At 66.9% G+C, this 16,679-nt stretch carries 18 protein-coding genes; 10 read left to right on the top strand and 8 right to left on the bottom strand.

All coding sequences use genetic code 11. The features are described 5' to 3' along the window. The first annotated feature begins 120 nt into the window (after positions 1-120). Positions 121-399 (top strand): hypothetical protein, encoded by a 279-nt coding sequence (locus AC3A5K_RS03900; RefSeq protein ID WP_487616182.1) that lies wholly within the window; start codon positions 121-123, stop codon positions 397-399. Between the two features lie 122 nt (positions 400-521). On the opposite strand, the gene AC3A5K_RS03895 is transcribed toward AC3A5K_RS03900, so the two are convergent. Continuing rightward, a complete protein-coding gene (locus AC3A5K_RS03895) occupies positions 522-1,076 on the bottom strand; it encodes an FMN-dependent NADH-azoreductase (protein WP_487616310.1) in 555 nt (184 codons plus the stop codon). 45 nt (positions 1,077-1,121) lie between these two features. On the opposite strand from AC3A5K_RS03895, the gene AC3A5K_RS03890 reads away from it, so the two are divergent. Continuing rightward, positions 1,122-1,568: a winged helix-turn-helix transcriptional regulator gene (locus tag AC3A5K_RS03890; protein WP_487616181.1), complete on the top strand. Its 447-nt coding sequence runs from the start codon at positions 1,122-1,124 to the stop codon at positions 1,566-1,568. A gap of 156 nt (positions 1,569-1,724) precedes the next feature. Here the strand turns inward: AC3A5K_RS03890 and AC3A5K_RS03885 are convergent, their stop codons facing one another. Next, positions 1,725-2,729, bottom strand: a complete 1,005-nt coding sequence (locus AC3A5K_RS03885) for an FHA domain-containing protein (RefSeq protein ID WP_487616180.1) — start codon at positions 2,727-2,729, stop codon at positions 1,725-1,727. Between AC3A5K_RS03885 and AC3A5K_RS03880 the strand changes: the two genes are divergently transcribed. Both AC3A5K_RS03880 and AC3A5K_RS03875 read left to right on the top strand, forming a co-directional pair. After that, complete coding sequence (locus tag AC3A5K_RS03880; RefSeq protein WP_487616179.1) at positions 2,730-3,320, top strand: NADPH-dependent FMN reductase; 591 nt, start codon at positions 2,730-2,732, stop codon at positions 3,318-3,320. 153 nt (positions 3,321-3,473) lie between these two features. Next, entirely contained in the window at positions 3,474-4,235 is a 762-nt protein-coding gene (locus AC3A5K_RS03875) for a class I SAM-dependent methyltransferase (RefSeq protein ID WP_487616178.1), read from the top strand. Between the two features lie 297 nt (positions 4,236-4,532). Here AC3A5K_RS03875 and AC3A5K_RS03870 read toward each other — a convergent pair whose 3' ends face one another. Continuing rightward, positions 4,533-5,291, bottom strand: coding sequence for an AraC family transcriptional regulator (locus tag AC3A5K_RS03870; protein WP_487616177.1), 759 nt, complete (start codon positions 5,289-5,291; stop codon positions 4,533-4,535). Between the two features lie 65 nt (positions 5,292-5,356). Between AC3A5K_RS03870 and AC3A5K_RS03865 the strand changes: the two genes are divergently transcribed. Then, positions 5,357-6,238, top strand: coding sequence for an NAD-dependent epimerase/dehydratase family protein (locus AC3A5K_RS03865; protein WP_487616176.1), 882 nt, complete (start codon positions 5,357-5,359; stop codon positions 6,236-6,238). Between the two features lie 126 nt (positions 6,239-6,364). On the opposite strand, the gene AC3A5K_RS03860 is transcribed toward AC3A5K_RS03865, so the two are convergent. Both AC3A5K_RS03860 and AC3A5K_RS03855 read right to left on the bottom strand, forming a co-directional pair. Then, positions 6,365-6,805 carry an FKBP-type peptidyl-prolyl cis-trans isomerase gene (locus AC3A5K_RS03860; RefSeq protein WP_487616175.1) on the bottom strand — a complete coding sequence of 147 codons (441 nt, stop codon included), beginning with the start codon at positions 6,803-6,805 and terminating at the stop codon, positions 6,365-6,367. A gap of 206 nt (positions 6,806-7,011) precedes the next feature. Beyond that, on the bottom strand, positions 7,012-8,226 hold the full coding sequence (locus tag AC3A5K_RS03855; protein WP_487616174.1) for an FAD-dependent monooxygenase: 1,215 nt from the start codon (positions 8,224-8,226) through the stop codon (positions 7,012-7,014). A gap of 341 nt (positions 8,227-8,567) precedes the next feature. On the opposite strand from AC3A5K_RS03855, the gene AC3A5K_RS03850 reads away from it, so the two are divergent. The 3 genes from AC3A5K_RS03850 to AC3A5K_RS03840 all read left to right on the top strand — a co-directional run bounded on the left by AC3A5K_RS03850 (position 8,568) and on the right by AC3A5K_RS03840 (position 12,527). Further along, positions 8,568-9,695: a Gfo/Idh/MocA family protein gene (locus AC3A5K_RS03850; RefSeq protein WP_487616173.1), complete on the top strand. Its 1,128-nt coding sequence runs from the start codon at positions 8,568-8,570 to the stop codon at positions 9,693-9,695. Between the two features lie 182 nt (positions 9,696-9,877). Beyond that, the gene (locus AC3A5K_RS03845) at positions 9,878-11,413 is read left to right on the top strand and encodes a tetratricopeptide repeat protein (RefSeq protein ID WP_487616172.1); all 1,536 of its coding nucleotides are present in this window, start codon (positions 9,878-9,880) and stop codon (positions 11,411-11,413) included. Between the two features lie 130 nt (positions 11,414-11,543). Further along, complete coding sequence (locus AC3A5K_RS03840; protein WP_487616171.1) at positions 11,544-12,527, top strand: DUF4344 domain-containing metallopeptidase; 984 nt, start codon at positions 11,544-11,546, stop codon at positions 12,525-12,527. A gap of 87 nt (positions 12,528-12,614) precedes the next feature. Here AC3A5K_RS03840 and AC3A5K_RS03835 read toward each other — a convergent pair whose 3' ends face one another. After that, complete coding sequence (locus tag AC3A5K_RS03835; protein ID WP_487616170.1) at positions 12,615-12,992, bottom strand: VOC family protein; 378 nt, start codon at positions 12,990-12,992, stop codon at positions 12,615-12,617. A gap of 122 nt (positions 12,993-13,114) precedes the next feature. After that, entirely contained in the window at positions 13,115-13,549 is a 435-nt protein-coding gene (locus AC3A5K_RS03830) for a VOC family protein (protein WP_487616169.1), read from the bottom strand. A 274-nt stretch (positions 13,550-13,823) separates the two neighbouring features. Here AC3A5K_RS03830 and AC3A5K_RS03825 point away from each other — a divergent pair, with 274 nt between their 5' ends. Further along, positions 13,824-14,642, top strand: a complete 819-nt coding sequence (locus AC3A5K_RS03825) for a DUF5694 domain-containing protein (RefSeq protein WP_487616168.1) — start codon at positions 13,824-13,826, stop codon at positions 14,640-14,642. Between the two features lie 284 nt (positions 14,643-14,926). Here the strand turns inward: AC3A5K_RS03825 and AC3A5K_RS03820 are convergent, their stop codons facing one another. After that, positions 14,927-15,781 carry an ion transporter gene (locus AC3A5K_RS03820; RefSeq protein WP_487616167.1) on the bottom strand — a complete coding sequence of 285 codons (855 nt, stop codon included), beginning with the start codon at positions 15,779-15,781 and terminating at the stop codon, positions 14,927-14,929. Positions 15,782-15,969: 188 nt separating this feature from the next. On the opposite strand from AC3A5K_RS03820, the gene AC3A5K_RS03815 reads away from it, so the two are divergent. Next, on the top strand, positions 15,970-16,572 hold the full coding sequence (locus tag AC3A5K_RS03815) for a hypothetical protein (RefSeq protein ID WP_487616166.1): 603 nt from the start codon (positions 15,970-15,972) through the stop codon (positions 16,570-16,572). Positions 16,573-16,679: the final 107 nt, after the last annotated feature.

Below are 16,679 nucleotides of genomic sequence, written 5' to 3'. Positions count from 1 at the left end.
TGCACCGACGCGTCCCTTGATCAGCGAGCCTGGCGCCGCCGCGCGCTTCGCTTTTTCAAGATCGAGCAATCCAGCCACGGTTTGGTTAGCCTTCCGCAGTTCCGACGAAGGATTGAAGCAATGAGAACGACCGTTGTTGGCCTGGTGACGCCGCATCTGCTGCGCATCGTCGACCTCGCCAATGAGGCCCAGAAGGGCGTCAACGTGCACTGGCACTTGAATGATGCCGTCGCGCATTCGATGGCCGAGCTGGCCGATCAGTACAACGCGACGACGCTGGTGGCGGCGTATGTCGAGGGGCTAGAGAACGTCGCCAGCCAGGCCCCGGCCGCCAGAGAGGATTACGTGCGCGTTCTGCAGACTGCGGCTGACGCAGCGCGGCGTCTGAGGCGGGACTGACGAGCGAATGCGGTTGGCGCTGGTAGCGTCCGGCGCGTCGTTCTCACCGGCGGAACCCGCCGGGTAGCCGCTCAGTGCATGACTGCTGCGTCAGGGACGTTCAACGGTCCGCGTCGCCTGCATCAAGCCGCCAGTGCGTCGATCGAAGACCGCGCTTCCGTCATTGCCGCGTCCTTGGCCTCGGGTCCGAGCAGCAGGCCTTCGGCAATGACGAATTCGGGCGTGACGCCGATGAAGCCGAAGATCGCTCGCAGCCAGGTTTCGGCGTGCTCCTGATGGGCGGCGGGCGCGTCGCCGGCGTAACGGTTGCCGCGTGCGACCGCGACGATGACGCGCGTGTCGCCCGCCAGCCCGACCACACCCGCATCTCCGTATCGGAACGTGCTGCCGGCGACCACGATGCGGTCGATCCAGGCCTTGAGCTGGCTCGACACGGTGAAGTTGTACATCGGCGCACCGATCACGACGATGTCGGCGGCCAGGAACTGCGCGACCTCGGATGTGGGCGCATCGGTCGGCGGCGGGGCGTTGAGCGTGAAGTGGTCGAGCGGGTCGGCGCCCAGGTCTCGATAGGTGACGTCGAGTGTGGGATTGGCCGCTTCGAGATGCGCCACGATGCCGGCGGTGAGTCGGCGGCTGACGGACGCGTCGCCGGTAATAGCGCTGTCGAGATGCAGTAGTTTTATTTTGTGCCTCGGTTACGATTTGTGCCCGGGGCGACGATGCGCTACAAGGTGAGCCTCCACAAGACGGCACAGGCCGGTAACCGGAGGCACATGGCTGTGACCAACCCGACGGCACCCACCATCGAAAGCTGCATGCACGTCAGCGATGTGCTGGCGCGCGTGGGCAGCAAGTGGAGCATCCTCGTCATCGGCAAGCTGGGTCAGGGGCCGCGCCGCTTCAACGCACTCAAGCGCGAGATATCGGGCATCTCGCAGCGCATGCTGACCTTGACGGTGCGCGGGCTGGAACGCGACGGGCTGATCCTGCGGACCGTGACTCCGACCATTCCGCCGCGGGTCGACTACGCGCTCACCGATCTGGGCCGGTCGCTGCTGGCGCCAGTCAGCGCGCTTGGCGAGTGGGCGATTGCGAACCGCGCGGTGGTGGAAGCATCACGGCATGCATTCGATGCGCAGCACCCCGAGCGCGATCCGGAAGACTGAGCGCGGTTGACCGGGCATTCCGCCTTGGGATGCGGTGCACGGCTTGAAGCGTGCATCTCGACCGCGGCTGCAGACGCGCACCTGAGCGGTTCTCGTGTCGGGCGTGGCGCCGGATTTCAGCGACGGCCCGGCGCCGGGCGCACGCGCCCGGGGGCGTCACCAGCCTGGCATCACCACCAGCGCTGCGACCACCAGCACCATTGCGACCGTCAGCATGACCGGCAACCACTTTCTCGCCGCGATCTGCGGCGGTGGCACCGCATCGGCGGGCTGCGCACGAAGGCTCTGCTGGGAGATTTCCATGCCCGGCGCGATCAGCATGAAGCGCACGGCATCGAGTTGGAGTTCGTCGCCCGGGTTGAGGAAGCCCTGCTGTACGCGCCTGGCGTTGATGAAGGTGCCGTTGGACGAATCCAGGTCCTCGACCGACAGGCCATCGCCGACCGGCTTGAGCCGGGCGTGCCGCCGGGATATTTCGTCTGCCGGCACGGTGATGTCGCAATCCGGCGCACGGCCGATGACCACCGGGCCTGCGACCGGAAACACCTTGCCGGCAACCGCGCCTGACATGCCGCGCAGGACGAACTTCGGGACTGCCATGCGCACGCGGGTGGCGCCGGTGTCGTCGTCGGCATCCAGCTCCATGCGGGGCGCAGACGCGCTGCGTGCGGGCTCGAGCGGGGCGAACTTCGCGACGATGGTGCCGATGTCGATCTGGTCGCCGCTGCGCAGCGCCATGAGGTCGGCTACGGGCCTGCCGTTGACCGACACCGGACCGCCGCCCTGTGGCACCTGCAGGTTCGCGCCGGCGCCGGTGAGATGGATCTCGCAGTGGAGGGCGTGTATGCCGTCTCCAGTGAGCACGACTGCATTGCCCGGCGTCGAGCCGATCCGGTTGACGCCTGCGCTCAGCAGCACCTGGCCATTCTCACCGTTGGGAAACACCAGCTTCATCTTCGCCCCCTGCGAATCGGTGAGGGCTGGAGCGCCGACAACCGCGCGTATTCTAGCCACGCGCCATGTGAAAACCGGGGCGAGATGGATGGCCGATTGGGGTCCGCATCGCAAGCGCGCCGATGCCGCAAGCGGCCTTCGCCCCGGCACGCTGCCCGTGATGCGATGCTGCAGCCCGGATCTTCGCAACCCCGTCGAGGCACGCACATGTCCGAACGCATCCTGGTGTTCTACGGCTCCTATCGCGCCGACCGCATGGGCATCCGCCTGGCCGACTACTGCGTGCGCAGCTTGCAGGCACGCGGCGTCGATGCGGAACTGATCGATGCCAGGGCCGTGGACCTGCCGATGCTCGACCGCATGTACAAGGAGTATCCGCAGGGCCAGGCGCCGGAGGCGATGGAGGCGCTGGCCGGCAAGATCCGCGATGCCGACGGCTTCGTCTTCGTCACCGGCGAATACAACTGGGGCATGCAGCCGGGCCTGAAAAATCTGACCGATCACTTCCTGGAAGAATGGTTCTGGCGTCCCGCCGGCATCGTCAGCTATTCGGCAGGCCGTCTGGCCGGCGCACGCGGAAGCGTTGCCTGGCACGGCACCCTGTCGGAGATGGGCATGGTGGTCATCTCCAGCACGGTGAACGTCGGTCCCATCGCCAGGACGCTGGACGCTGACGGCACGCCGATCGATGCGGCCGGAGCGTCACTCGAAACAAGCTTTGCGCGTTTTGCCGACGACCTGCTCTGGTGGACCGAGGCGGCCCGTCTGCAGAAGGCGCGCAAGGCGCCGCCTTACTGAGTCGCGGGGCAGCGCCGCGTGGGCGCAGGCATCCGCGCCGGTTGCGCGCGGTGCCTCAGCTCGATGAACGCGCGGCGATCACCACGTCGCGCAGACGGCGTGGTTAGTCTCCGAAGCGCCGCAATGCGCGGCGCCGGCCGGAAGCGACAGTCCATGCGCCAGATCACCTCGAGTGCCGCAGTCGCGCTGCTGCTGTGTGTCGGCACAGCCTGTTCGAAGCCACCGTCCGCAGCCGTTCCGGCGCCGTCGACAGGCGTGCAGACGCCGGCGGATGCGCCGATCTATTCGACCGTGCGTCGCAGCGCGGACGGCATCGGCAAGACCTACCAGGGTCGCGAGATTTCGGCGGTGATGGGCTGGCAGGGCGCAGCGTGGCTGGAGCGCGAGGAACGCGAACGCGAAGAGCGCGGGAGTGTCCTTCTGCAGGAGCTGGCGCTGCAGCCGGGCATGGCAGTCGCCGACATCGGCGCAGGCACGGGCTACTACGCGCGCAGGATGGCGCCGCTGGTGTCGCCCGATGGCGTGGTCTACGCAGTGGATGTGCAGCCGCAGATGGTGGCGATGCTCACGCAACTGGCCTCGCAACCGGGCCTCGACAATCTGGTGCCGGTACAGGCCGGCACGTCCGATCCGGGCCTCGCGCCGGAATCCGTGGACCTGGCCTTGATGGTCGACGTCTACCACGAGCTGGAATATCCGCACGAGGTGCTGGGCGCGCTGGTGCGTGCGCTGCGTCCGGGCGGCCGCCTCGTGTTCGTCGAATACCGCGCCGAAGATGACGACGTACCGATCAAACCGTTGCACAAAATGAGCGAAGCGCAGATCCGACGCGAAGCCGCCCTGCATCCGCTGGTCTGGGAGCGCACGGCCGATACTTTGCCGTGGCAGCACGTGGTGGTGTTTCGCAAGCGTTGATGCGCTGGAGAGGCGTGGGCGTATGACTTGTGCGGGCTGCAACGGTGCGATACAGGGGCAACGAAACGCCGCTTGTGTTGAAAACACGTGCGCGACGAATCCTCAGCGGTCTGTCCTGCATCGGGCTAGCGATTGCCGGGCGACCCGTTCTGGAAGGGTCTGGGCTGCGGCGCTGGGACATCGGCGGTGCGCTGATTGCGCCATCGAAGCCGGGGAGCGCGCCATACGACGTGGGAAGGCGGGATCAACAGTCTGGAACCGTCATCGTCTTACACGTCCTGGGCATGCCTGCCGACGCTAGCTGCACGCCAGTTCGGCCATGAACATGCGCGGCGTGTTGCCCGCGATGGCGCGGAAGTCGGCGATGAGATGCGCCTGGTCGTAATAGCCCGCATCGACTGCAATGCTCGACCAGTTGATCGTGCGCGCCGACTGCGCCGCCCGCACGGCATGCTCGAACCGCATCAGCCGGGAAAATGTCTTGGGGCCGATGCCCAGACCCTCGTGCAGGATCCGGCGCAGCTGCCGTTCGCTCACACCCAGCGCCCGTGCCGACCGGGTCACGTCAGAAACCTGCAGCTGGTCCAGTGCGGCCTGCAGCAATGGTGATGCGGTACGGGCGAAAGTGTTGCGCGCGGCGTATCCCGAGACTGTCGCTTGCAGCAGCGCACAGGCAGCGTCCGCATCCACTGCGCCAGCGAGCTGTTCAAGCAGCGCCTGCACGTTCGCGCGCGTCCACAGGTCGTCGAGCGGATACATCCGTCCAGCCAATTCGCCGGCGGAGATCCCGAGCGTCCGTTCGTAGGTCCCCGGCTGCAGCCGCGCGAGCACGGCGCGCTGTCCGCCGCGGATGAACTTGCGTTGGACATGCGGGCGCACGCCCATCGCATGGATGTCGAGCCCGCCCGGAATGCCCGGCCCGAAGCGCACCACCAGCTGCGCTTCCACCTGCGGCACCGCAATGCGCTGCATGTCGTGCCGGAAGTGACGCACTGTCGTCGCGATGACCGGACACAGCTCGCGCGCAGCGGACGTCGCGGCGCGGTGGATGGGCATAGCGGGGCGTGGATGCATGCCGACAGTTCTAGGCCCGACAGCGGGCGTTCGCAAGGTGCAAGGCGATGGCCGTTTTCTCCAATGCGGCGCTGTACGTGGCGACTATCGTGCGTCCCATGAACATTCTGATGACCGGCGCGACCGGAAAAGTAGGGAGCCGGCTTGCAAAGCGGCTGGTAGAACAGGGATACAGCGTGCGTGCGCTGGTGCGTGACCCGGCGCGTGCGTCGGCGCTCACCGCTCACGGCGTGACGCTCGTGACCGGTGATCTGCTGGAGGCTGCGTCTCTGCCTGTAGCAGTGGCCGGGGTGGACACGATCGTGCATTGCGCCGCGTTCTTCCGCGGCGCAACGCCTGAAGAAGCGCACGCGGTGAACGAAGTCGGCACGCGGCATCTCGCGCTGAGTGCCCGCGATGCAGGCGTGTCGAAATTCCTGTTCACGAGTACATGTCTCGTCTACGGCCCGAAGGGCGGCGGCCTGGCGCACGAGGATGACGCGTGCGCGCCTGTGGACGCCTATCCGCTGAGCAAGCTGGCGGCCGAGCGCATGCTGCTGGAGATGGCGGGTCTCACGGTCGGCATCCTGCGCCTGCCATTCGTCTACGGCGACGGCGATCCGCATATCCGGGATGTGGTGCCGTTGATGCGTCACTTCCCACCGACGCAACGCATGGCCATCGGCCACCATGCGGATGTGGCGCAAGCCGTGATCCGGTGGCTGGACACGCCGTCGCCCAGCCATCGCATCTACAACGTCGTCGACGACGACGCACCCGACATCGCCACGCTGCTCGCCTCGGTGGGTGAGCCGCCGCCCGATGGCAGCGATCCCGGGCGCGCAAAGGCATTCGACGCACGTCCCGACGGTCGCCGCATCCGCGAAGATCTGGGCTTCCGCCCGCTGTTTCCGACACTTGCAGATGCGATGGCGGCAGGCGAGGCATGACCCGGCTGCGGCAGGCGGAGCATGGCGAGGGATGCCGTGTGCACTCGACCGGCGTGGTGACGCCGGTCGAGTGATGCGGTCGGGATGGCCGCTAACGCCGGTCGCTACGTTGCGGCCGGGGGCGGTTTACCTGCGGATGTCCAGCAGTTCCACCTCGAACACCAGCGACGCGCCCGGCGGGATCGCCCGGCCGGCACCATTGGCGCCGTAGCCGAGCCAGGCGGGGATGTGCAGCTCGCGCGTACCGCCGCGCTGCATGCCCACGACGCCTTCGTCCCAACCCCGGATGACGCGACCCGCGCCGAGCGGGAAGACGAAGGGCTGGCCGCGGTCATGGGAGCTGTCGAACTTTTCGCCGCGCTTGTCCGGTGCGTGCTCGTCGTAGAGCCAGCCGGTGTAATGCACGCTGACTTCGTCACCGACGGCCGCGGCGGGGCCTTCGCCAGCGCTCACATCGATGCGTTGCAGTTCGGGCACATCACCGCCGGTGTAGGGCGGCGGGCCGCCGCATGCAGCGAGCAGCAGGGCGGACAGCAGAAGGGTGAAGCGGACTGGAAAATGGATCACGGGCACGGTCACCTTGCACGGGTGCGACAGGATAGCGTCGCGGCAGCCATCCGATGCGGCGAGAGCTGTGGTCTTTGACGTACTCATTCCTGGTCCAGCCACCGTCCGCAGGCCGGCGACGGTGATGTCGGTCGTGTACCTGCAGCGCTGCTGCCATGTCCAAGGGGACGTCGCTGTCGCGAGGCCATGCAGCCCGTGACCTGGGCTCACTGCGCCGAGTGTCCCGGCGCGGAGACCCGGTCATACCGCGACAGGTCGGGCCCCTTCAGATCCCGATCCGACAGCTTCGCCGTCGCGGACAGGACGGCTGGACGGGTCGCCAGCTTCAGCACACCGTGCAGTACGCCTACTGCCGTGGCGCTGTGCGGGTTCATGAGCCGCGGCACGATTTTCGGCACGCCCTGGCCCTGGTCCACCATGGGCCGCATCGCGGCCTCGTACGCGGCGAAGGCGTCGCGGGGTAACGGATGCAGCGCGAGCTCGCCGGCCAGGACGTAGGCGCCGGTGACCGCGAGTGTGGCACCGATGCCGCCCATCGGCGTCACGCACCAGGCGGCATCGCCGGTGAGGACGACGCGGTCGGTGTGCCAGCGTTGCATGCGCACCTGGCGCAGGACGTCGAAATAGAAATCCTCGGCGGTGTCCATGCCCGCGAGCACGCGCGGCGCTTCCCAACCGGCATCCACGAAACGTTCGTGCAGGTACTGCTTCTGGCGTGCGACGTCCCAGTCCTGCTCGCCGCCCTGTGTCTTCTGCACCGACAGCATCGCGCGGGTGGTGCCGTGGCGGTCGGGGCGCAGGTGGATGCTGCGACCCTCGGTGGCGTGATACCAGCGCCAGCGACGGTCGTCGTCGGCCGTGCGCGGAATGGTGAAGTAGGCGAGGGTGAGATCGAGCCAGCGCGGATCGTTCTCGCCGGGAAACACCTGCTCACGCGTGCGTGAGCCCACGCCTTCGGCCACGACCACGAGTTCGAAGCGCTCGGTCGCACCCCTGTCGAAGGTCACCGTCACGCTGGTGTCGTCCTCGGAGATCCGTGAGATCGCATCGCCGAAGCGAAACGCCACGCGATCCCGCGTTGCCTCGTAAAGCAAACGTGCGAGATCGCCGTGCAGGATTTCCAGTTCCGCCGTCGGGCCATCGCCTTCGACGTCGTCCGTCATGATCTCGGCGACGGTCTTGCCGTTCTCGTCGATCCAGGCCGTGCCTTCCTCGCCGGTGCCCGCGTCCAGCGCGTCCTGTTCCAGTCCCATGCGCTGCAGCACGTCACGCCCGACATCGCGAATGTCGACGTTCTGCCCGCCGTCGCGAAAGGCCTCGGCCTGTTCGACCACGGTCACATCGAAGCCGGCACGCGCCAGCGCCCAGGCAGTGGTGTTGCCGGCGATGCTGGCGCCGGTGACGAGCACGCGTCGTGACATGGAAACTCCAGGAGTGGCTGCAACCGGCGCCGCGGAACGCAGCGCGGCGCAGTATCGCGAGCGACGGCGATACGTCGGCGTGACGGCGGCCGAGGTGTCCGGGGCGCCGGCGCACGCCAGTTCCGTGGCAGCCGCTGCGCCGGTCGTCGGCCGATGGTTTCGAATGCGGTGCCGGCGCTGCATCGCGCGGCAGGATCATCAGGCCCCGGCCTACGGACGTCACGGGCGTTTCGATCGACACGCGTCCAGGCAACCGGCACGCCATCCGTGTCGTCCGTGGCTCGCGTGGCTGGGGACCGCCGCTGCTAGGATCGGACACCTTCCATCTCAGCGGAGGCACCATGGACCGGAACCGGTTGTCGAACGGGCTGTCCCGCCGTCGCGTGCTGCAGTCGCTGGCGCTTGCCGGTGCCGCCGCCGCGCTGCCGCAGGGTTTCTCCGCCACTCAACCTGCGCGCCGCCTCGGCGTGGCGCTCGTCGGTCTGGGCGGTTACAGCCGTGATCTGCTCGCGCCGGCTCTGCAGTTCACGCGGCACTGCCGTCTGGCCGGTCTGGTCACCGGCTCGCCGGACAAGGTGCCGGGGTGGCAGGCGCAACACGGCGTTCCCGATGCCGGTATCTACAGCTATGACGACTTCCACCGGATCGCCGACAACCCCGACATCGATGTTGTCTACATCGCCACGCCGAACCACCTGCACAAGGCGCAGACCCTGATCGCGGCCAACGCCGGTAAACACGTCTGGTGCGAGAAGCCGATGGCGCTGGACGCGGCCGAGGGCGAGGCGATGATCCGGGCGTGTCGCGACAACCGCGTGCAGCTCGCCATCGGTTACCGCATGCAGCACGAGCCCAATACGCGGCGCTTCATGGAGATGGCGACGGCGCAGCCGTTCGGGCGCATCGTGCAGCTGCATGCGGACGCCGGCTGGTTCGGCTGGCGGCAGGGCGCGGACGATGCCTGGCGTCTCGATCCCGCGCGCGGCGGTGGCGCCATGTACGACATGGGCGTGTACTGCGTGAACGCCGCGCGCTACGGCACCGGACTGGGGCCCATCGCAGTGCGCGCATGGGACGAGACCGCACGCCGCGATATCTTCCGCGGCGTCGACGAAACCACGCGCTTCGCGCTGGAGTTTCCGGGCGACATCGTCGCCGAATGCGTGACCAGTTTCGGTCGCAACCTCAACACCCTGCACATCGACTGCGAACGCGGCTGGTATGAACTGTCGCCGTTCCAGTCCTACGACGGCAACGTCGGCCGCGCCAGCGACGGCACCCGCTTCACCGCGCAACTGGGCGAGCGTCCCCGCATGCAGGCCGAGCAGATGGACCAGGATGCCCGCGCCATCCTGGAAGGCCGCCCGCCACGCGTGCCGGGCGAGGAGGGCCTGCGCGACATGCGCGTCGTCGATGCGGTCTTCGCCTCGCTGCGCAATGACAATGCACGCGTGCCGGTGGCCGTCTAGACGGAATCCATGATCCGGCCTGAAGACGCGATGCGGTGGGGTCTTAGCGATCAAACGCCTACAGATCACCGATCGTCGGGGGACAGTCTGCGTTCCGCCGGTGTCCCGGACTCATCAGGTCGTCGGCGGTGCATGCCGGGCTTCGAGATCACGCACGCAGTGGGCGGACGCGCTGGTCCGGTATGACCGATCCCGTCGTCATTCGAGCAACGCAACGGATGCGTGGCTGCGAAAACGACGGGAGCCTCTACAGTTTGTCGTGGACATGCCGATGTGCTCGATGCGCGTCCGCGCTTCAGGGGAATCCAGTGAAGGAGAGCAAGATGCGAAGGAGTGCGTGCGTCGTCGTCATGGTGGTGGCGTCGATGTTCGGTGCGCTGCAGGCGCACGCCGTGACGCCTGCCTGGAGCGAATCGCGCGTCCAGCAACTGGACGAGGCCATGAAGCCGGTGCGTGACGCCACGTGGGCGGCCAATCTGCAGGGGCAACCGGTGCAGGCACTCGAGCATCTTCGCGGGGCAGTCGATCAGGACGACTGGCTGGCACTGTTCCTGCTGGCCAACAACGTCTGGACGATGTATCCGGCCGAATCGTTCGAGTGGCACCAGCGTGCGTTCGACCTCAGCGAAGGCGACCACTATGTGCGTTTCGAACTCGCGCTGCATTACACCCGCCACGAGCAATGCGACAAGGCGATCGACGCCTGGACGACGCTCGACAGCGCCGGCCTGCTCGGCAGCCACATGCCGATGCTGGCGGGCTACTGCTATCTGCAGCTGGGACAGGACGCACGCGCCTTCGAGATGTTCCATCGTTCTCGTGCGCGGCACGGTGGCTTCGAAAAGCTGCTGGAGGAACTGTGGGGCGGGCCGCACGTCGTCATCGAGCATGCCCGGCGGATCGCAGCGTTCGATGCGGAGGGTGACCCGGCCGATCTCGATGCTGCGCTGGCCAACGTGCTCCAGTTCGACGCGGGCACGGATCGGGGGCAGGCGCTGCTGGTGATCACGGATGCCGCCGTGCGCGGGCAGTACAGCACGCTCGCCGAGCCGTTGCGCTGCCTGCAGCCCCTGTTCGAGCAGGAAGCGAGCGCGGCCGGAACAGCGGCATTGGCGAATCGCAACGCGATGCAGGAGGCCTGGCGTGGACAGCTGGTGGACTGTCGTCTGCTGATCGAAGGCCATCCGCTTCCCGAGAATTCCGGTCTGATGAAGTTCCTGGTGACGCGCGCATTGAACATGCAGATCGCGTCGCCCGAGACGCTTCTGGCCGCGCACGCGCCCGCTCTGAAACAGCGCGCCGCTGCGGCGCAACAGGATCGCGAGGCGCTGGAAGTCCTGGCCGCACTCCAGGAGCGGGCAGGAGATCCCGCGCTTGCGGAGACCGACATGCTCGGATGGGAGACGTACGGGCTCCCGGCGTTCGCGATGAGCCGGGTCTCCAGCGAAATCGAGTCGGGCAGCTTGTCCGACACGGGCAAGATGCTGCTCGCGCGCGCCTACGCCCAGTTCCCGCACGACGCGCGCATCCTGAAATTCTGGCTGGAGTACGGTGAGCCCGACGCGGATGCCGCGCGCCAGGGGTGGCGCGAACTGGCGCTTCTGCAGTTCCACGCCCCGTCGATCGACATCGACGGCATGCATGTAGAGCCTGTCGCCAGGACCCTGTATCTGGCGCTTCATCAGTATGCAAACGCATCGGGCCTCGCCCAACCCTGATAGGCCAGCCTTGATAGGCAAGTGGCGCGGCATCGATCGGAGCGCGGAACTGGTAATGCCGCACTGCAGGTCGTTGCTAGACTGCCGTCCGCCTGCATTCTCCGGGGCGAAGGCCTGGCGCATAAGGAAGATGAGAGTCCTGTATTTCAACGTCCGGGTGGCACTGGTGCTTGCGTTGGCGGCGATCATCGCCGGCTGCATCAGCACGGCTGACGTCGCCGATGTCCCGGACGCACCCCACGCTGCACAGCAGCGGGCGCAGGCGCCGGCCTCGCGCACCGTGGTGCGGCAGCGGCGCGCGACTGCACACGCCGGGACGCAGCGTCAGGCGCCTGCGTTCGGGTACGCCTATGTGGCGCCGCAGTCGGCCGATCTGCAGCCGATCTACATGCGCGTGCGCGAGGTCGACCTGTTGCGCGGCCTGCCGGAAGTGCAGGCGATCGACGGCATGTTTCTGCTGCCGCGCCAGCTGCGGTTCGTGACCGCCGAATGCGGCGAGTTCGGCGCGTTCTACCGCCCGGTCGAGTCCGAGGTGGTGCTGTGCTACGAAACGCTGCGCACGCTGTACGAGCGCGGCCAGGAGCAGCAGCGCGTGCAGGCACTGGGCGACGATCATCCGCTGCGCTACGTGCGGGCGAATGTGCGCTTCATCGTGTTGCACGAAACGGGTCACGCGCTGGTGCATCTGCTGGATCTGCCGGTGACCGGTCGCCAGGAAGATGCGGTGGACCAGCTTGCAGGCATCCTGATGTTGCGCTTCGCCGGACTGGACGAAACACCGGCCGAGGTAATCGACAATCTGCGCATGGCGGCCAACTGGATGCTGTCGCGCAGCACCGGCGCCTACGACCTCGACGCCTATGCGGACGAGCATGCGCTGGGCGAGCAGCGCTATTTCAACCTGCAGTGCCTGATCTACGGCACCGATCCGGAGGGGTTCGCCAATATGGTCACGACCGGCGATCTCACTGCGGCCCGTGCGCGCGGCTGCGCACGCGAGATGCATCTGGTCACACGTGCCTGGCTGCGTCTGCTGGTGCCGTATCTGGCCCCCGGCTACGACGCGTACGGGGCGGAGGCAGCGCGGTATCTGCAGGACCATGCCGACGGTTGAGCAGGCGGATCGGTTTGCACCCGCAACGCTGCGGTGTGTCCGCCATCGCGAGTCGGGGCGTCTACGGGCTGGAAGCGGGGCGCCCGGCTACATGCTGTTGACGTGCAGCACATTGCCGTCGGGATCCTTGAACCAGATGGCGGCAAAGCCGTCGGAGCGATGCACACCGCGGTCGATTTCCATCCCCATCTCCGGATATTCCTCGAGCGACACGCCCCGTGCGCGCAGCGCATCGGCGATCGCGTCGACGTCCGTGCCACCGCTCCAGACCACGGCATTGCCCGTGCCCGGGCGGACCGCGTCGGACCTGTAGACCACGAGCCAGGTGTCCCCGGTGCGGTAGGTCAGGACGCCGTCCGCATTCGAATCTGCCGGTTCGAGGCCCAGCACGTTGCTGTAGAAATCCCGTGCGCGCTCCAGATCGTTGACTGCGACGATCGCGCTCGAATTCTTGTGCTTCAGCATGAGAGTTCCTCGTGGCTGCAGGTGCAAGGCTGGTCGATGGGTCGTGGTGAAGTCGTCAGACCACGGGTTGGAAGTAGCGTTCGAAGCGCCGAATCTTTCAGCTCGAAACGCCCGCATTCCGATTAGGCCTCGCGGGCCGACGGGATTGTGTTTACCATCCACGGCACGCCGAAACGGTCGACGAGCGCGCCATAGCCCGGAGACCAGAAGGTCGCCGAGAACGGCATGGTCTCGCGACCGCCGTCGGCCAGCTGCGTGTACCAGCGCCTGGCCTCGTTGATGTCGTCGGTATGCAGGGTGACGTCGAAGCCGTTCTTCGGCTTGCCGATGTCCGGTGCCCAGGCGACATCCATGTCGGCGCCCATCAGGGCCTGGTCCCCGATATCGAGCCAGCAGTGCATCAGCCAGTTCTCGTGCGTCTCGTCGATGACCGGCATGTCAGCGGGCGCGTCGCTGTAGGGATATGCGGCGGTGATGCGACCACCCAGGACCTTGGCATAGAACTCGAATGCTTCCCGGCATTGGCCCTGGAAACTCAGGCTGGTGACGATTCTCATGTCGCTTCTCCAGTGGCCGAGGGCGAACGCCCGGCATCGGAACCGTCCGTGTACGCCCGCGATCGTGAGCGATATGCGAAACCCAAAAGCGGTGCGGCAGCGCCCGGAAGCGTCGGTGCCGCGACTCTCTGCCGAAGTGTCGGCCGTATCCCGTGCCCTTGTACCTCGCGACTTCTGGCATGTGCGCGGGCCTGCCGCGCGCCGTAGCTTGGATGCCGCACCAGACCCGTTCTCGCGCAGATCGAACGCTCATTCCCCGTAAGGAGTTCACCCGATGTCCCGACCATTGCCGTATGCCGCGCTCGTGTTGGCGTTGGCCGCATTCCTGACCGACGCCAGCGCGGCGGCCCCGGCGCCAGCGCCTGCGAAAGTCATGATGCTGGGCGTGTTCCACTTCGCGAATCCGGGACTCGACGTGGTCAAGTCGGAGGTTGTCGACGTGAGCACGGTCGAGAACCAGGCGTATCTGACGGCATTGGCGACGCGTATCGCCGCGTTCCGTCCTACCGATGTCCTGGTGGAATGCGAGCCTTCGGCACAGGCGAAGCAGGACGCCGCGTATGCCGCGTGGCGCGATGGGACGGCAGCGCTGGAGGTCGATGAGACGCAGCAGATCGGCTTCCGTGTGGCACAGGCAGCAGACCTCGCCGGGGTGACCTGTTTCGACGAAGGCAACGTGCACTGGAATGGCGGGCCGCTGTTCGAGTACGTCGGCGCGCACTTACCGGCGCAGAAGATCGCGATGGATGCGGTGTTCGAAGCACTGTCGGAGCGGACGAGCCGCGAGCAGACCACGCTGCCGCTGCACGAACTCCTGCGATTGACCAATGATCCCGAACGGGATCGCGAGAACAAGGATCTGTATCTATTCACCAACGCCATCGACGCGGGCGGCAGTTTCGTCGGCGCCGACGCATCGGCCAGCTGGTGGCATCGCAACTTCCGCATGTATGCGAATGTGCAGAAGGCGGCGACACCCGGGCGCCGCGTGCTGGTGATCGCCGGGGCCGGGCATACGGCGATCCTCAAGGATCTGCTTGCGATCGACGGCGCGCGGGCGGCAGAGGACGTGACCGGCTATCTGTTGCCTTGAACGGATTGGGGCGTCATCCGCGTTACATCGGAGACGCTGTAATCGAGGTGCTGGATGCAATTCGGTTGCATGCCGACGGCTCGTCATGCGGCATCAGCCAGGTTGCCAGGAGGGCAAATTCGTAAGCGCTCGGATCCCTTCGCGTCCGCCCGAGCATCCGCGCGTACATCGCGACCAGGTGTTGTTTCCAGCGGGCGGGCGCTGACACCACTGCCGTGTCAGGCGCGGGCTGCGTCAGGCGCCGAGCCTGTACGCGAAACATCGCCGGGGCATTGCGTCGCCTTTTATTCCGGGCGCGGGGCACGCGTCTCCAGCAGTCCGCGCAAGCCACGGATCTCGTCGCGTAATGCGCGCACCTCCGTGTGGAGGTCGGCTTCGATATGGTCCTGGGTCCGGTCGAGCGCATCGAGGGTGTCTTCGTGCTCGGCCTTCGACACGGTCTGCATCGCATCCACGATGACGCCGATGAAAAGGTTGAGCATGGTGAAGCTGGCGACGAGGATGAAGGGAATGAAGAACGCCCAGGCGTAGGGGAACTCGACCATCATCGGGCGCGTCGTGCCGGTGGACCAGCTGTCCAGCGTCATGATCTCGAACAGCGAATACAGCGAGCGCCCGAGCGTTCCGAACCGGTCCGGATACGCGTCGCCGAACAGGTTGGTCGCGATGACGGCGCAGACGTAATAGATGATCAGCAACACCGCGCCGATCGACAGCAGGCCGGGCACTGCGCCGAGCAGCGCACCGACCACGCGGCGCATCGACGGTACGATGGTCAGCACACGCAGGACGCGCAACACGCGCAGCGCTCGCAGCACCGCGAATGGACCGCTCGCCGGCACGAGTGCGATCGCGACCACGGCGAAATCGAACAGACTCCACGGATCACGGAAGAACTGACCGCGGTGCACGAACAGGCGGATCGCAATCTCGATCACGAAGACCGTCAGGATCATCGTGTCGACGATCCGGATCGCATCGCCGGCCGCCGCCATGATGGCAGGCGATGTTTCCAGACCCAGCAGGACGGCGTTGACGATGATCAGCGCGAGAATGCACGCCTGTACGCGCGGGTGGACGATGAAGCGCTGCAGCCGGCCACGCAGGCCGGGATGTGCAGTCTCGCTGGTCGTACGCATGGCGTCTCCTAGGGGCGCGGTGCGAAAACCGGCGGTGGATCGGAACATGGGGCAGGGGACGCATTGAAATGGCGCCCCGGCAGCGCGTCAAGTCGGAGGCCCGTGCGCGTCGACCGCGATTCACACGCATGGCGCGATCCCGCGCTTCGGTTCGACAGGAGGCACGGCGATTCGGTGGGGACCGCTCGGTGGCGCTGCGTCCGCACTGCGCGCGCATCCGGGAGTCGATCACTGCCATCCGTTTCGCGCATCATTGCGTCCCCCGAACCGCAGGACGGCGTCGGCTGCGCGCCGTCGCGCAGCTGACGCAGCCGTACATCCAAACCTGGAATCGCCGCATGTCCATTCGGACTTCAACTTCATTCGCGCCAAGCGCTTACGCGCGGGGACTCGTGGCTGCATTGGCCGCGGCGCTTGCGACGGCGGTCCAAGTGCTGTGGGCCAGCCCGGACGCACCATCGTCCGCCGACTTCAGTGCGTCGCCGCTGCCGTACCTGCCGCTGCTCTGCCTGTTTTCGCTGCTGATGACCCTGGCATGGCTCGCCCTGCTGCCGCGACGCCTGGGCGTGTCTGCGCGGATGCGGGTGGTCGTCCTGTCGCTGGTGGCCTGGTGGCTGGTGCTGAATACCCACGAATTTGTCGTGCGGGTGGCCGCTTGGAGCACGTTCGACACCGCGTCGGTCGCGCTGCACGTGCTGAAGATATCCGTGCTGCCGATTGCGGCGTGCGCGGCGGCGCTTTATCTCGTGCTGGGCCGCGTTCTGGTCGAACGGCGGGTCCGAGCCGCGTGATCTCAGCGCGCTTCCTGGCTGGGCGGCATCTCGGCAGCTCGGCAGCTCGGCTCGCGTCTGCGCCGGATTTCCCGAACACACGTGCAGCCAGCGGGTTCGGTTGGCGA

This window comes from Luteimonas sp. Soil_C_5, assembly GCF_057656615.1.
The sequence above is the reverse complement of the archived record's forward strand: the minus strand, read 5'-3'. Positions and strand labels throughout refer to the sequence as shown.

Excerpts from the sequence above, each read along its gene's own strand:
- AC3A5K_RS03900 (WP_487616182.1), top strand. The coding sequence starts at position 121 with ATGAGAACGACCGTTGTTGGCCTGGTGACGCCGCATCTGCTGCGCATC.
- AC3A5K_RS03890 (WP_487616181.1), top strand. The coding sequence starts at position 1,122 with ATGCGCTACAAGGTGAGCCTCCACAAGACGGCACAGGCCGGTAACCGG.
- AC3A5K_RS03880 (WP_487616179.1), top strand. The coding sequence starts at position 2,730 with ATGTCCGAACGCATCCTGGTGTTCTACGGCTCCTATCGCGCCGACCGC.
- AC3A5K_RS03875 (WP_487616178.1), top strand. The coding sequence starts at position 3,474 with ATGCGCCAGATCACCTCGAGTGCCGCAGTCGCGCTGCTGCTGTGTGTC.
- AC3A5K_RS03870 (WP_487616177.1), bottom strand. The coding sequence starts at position 5,291 with ATGCCCATCCACCGCGCCGCGACGTCCGCTGCGCGCGAGCTGTGTCCG.
- AC3A5K_RS03865 (WP_487616176.1), top strand. The coding sequence starts at position 5,357 with ATGGCCGTTTTCTCCAATGCGGCGCTGTACGTGGCGACTATCGTGCGT.
- AC3A5K_RS03855 (WP_487616174.1), bottom strand. The coding sequence starts at position 8,226 with ATGTCACGACGCGTGCTCGTCACCGGCGCCAGCATCGCCGGCAACACC.
- AC3A5K_RS03850 (WP_487616173.1), top strand. The coding sequence starts at position 8,568 with ATGGACCGGAACCGGTTGTCGAACGGGCTGTCCCGCCGTCGCGTGCTG.
- AC3A5K_RS03845 (WP_487616172.1), top strand. The coding sequence starts at position 9,878 with ATGACCGATCCCGTCGTCATTCGAGCAACGCAACGGATGCGTGGCTGC.
- AC3A5K_RS03840 (WP_487616171.1), top strand. The coding sequence starts at position 11,544 with ATGAGAGTCCTGTATTTCAACGTCCGGGTGGCACTGGTGCTTGCGTTG.
- AC3A5K_RS03835 (WP_487616170.1), bottom strand. The coding sequence starts at position 12,992 with ATGCTGAAGCACAAGAATTCGAGCGCGATCGTCGCAGTCAACGATCTG.
- AC3A5K_RS03830 (WP_487616169.1), bottom strand. The coding sequence starts at position 13,549 with ATGAGAATCGTCACCAGCCTGAGTTTCCAGGGCCAATGCCGGGAAGCA.
- AC3A5K_RS03825 (WP_487616168.1), top strand. The coding sequence starts at position 13,824 with ATGTCCCGACCATTGCCGTATGCCGCGCTCGTGTTGGCGTTGGCCGCA.
- AC3A5K_RS03820 (WP_487616167.1), bottom strand. The coding sequence starts at position 15,781 with ATGCGTACGACCAGCGAGACTGCACATCCCGGCCTGCGTGGCCGGCTG.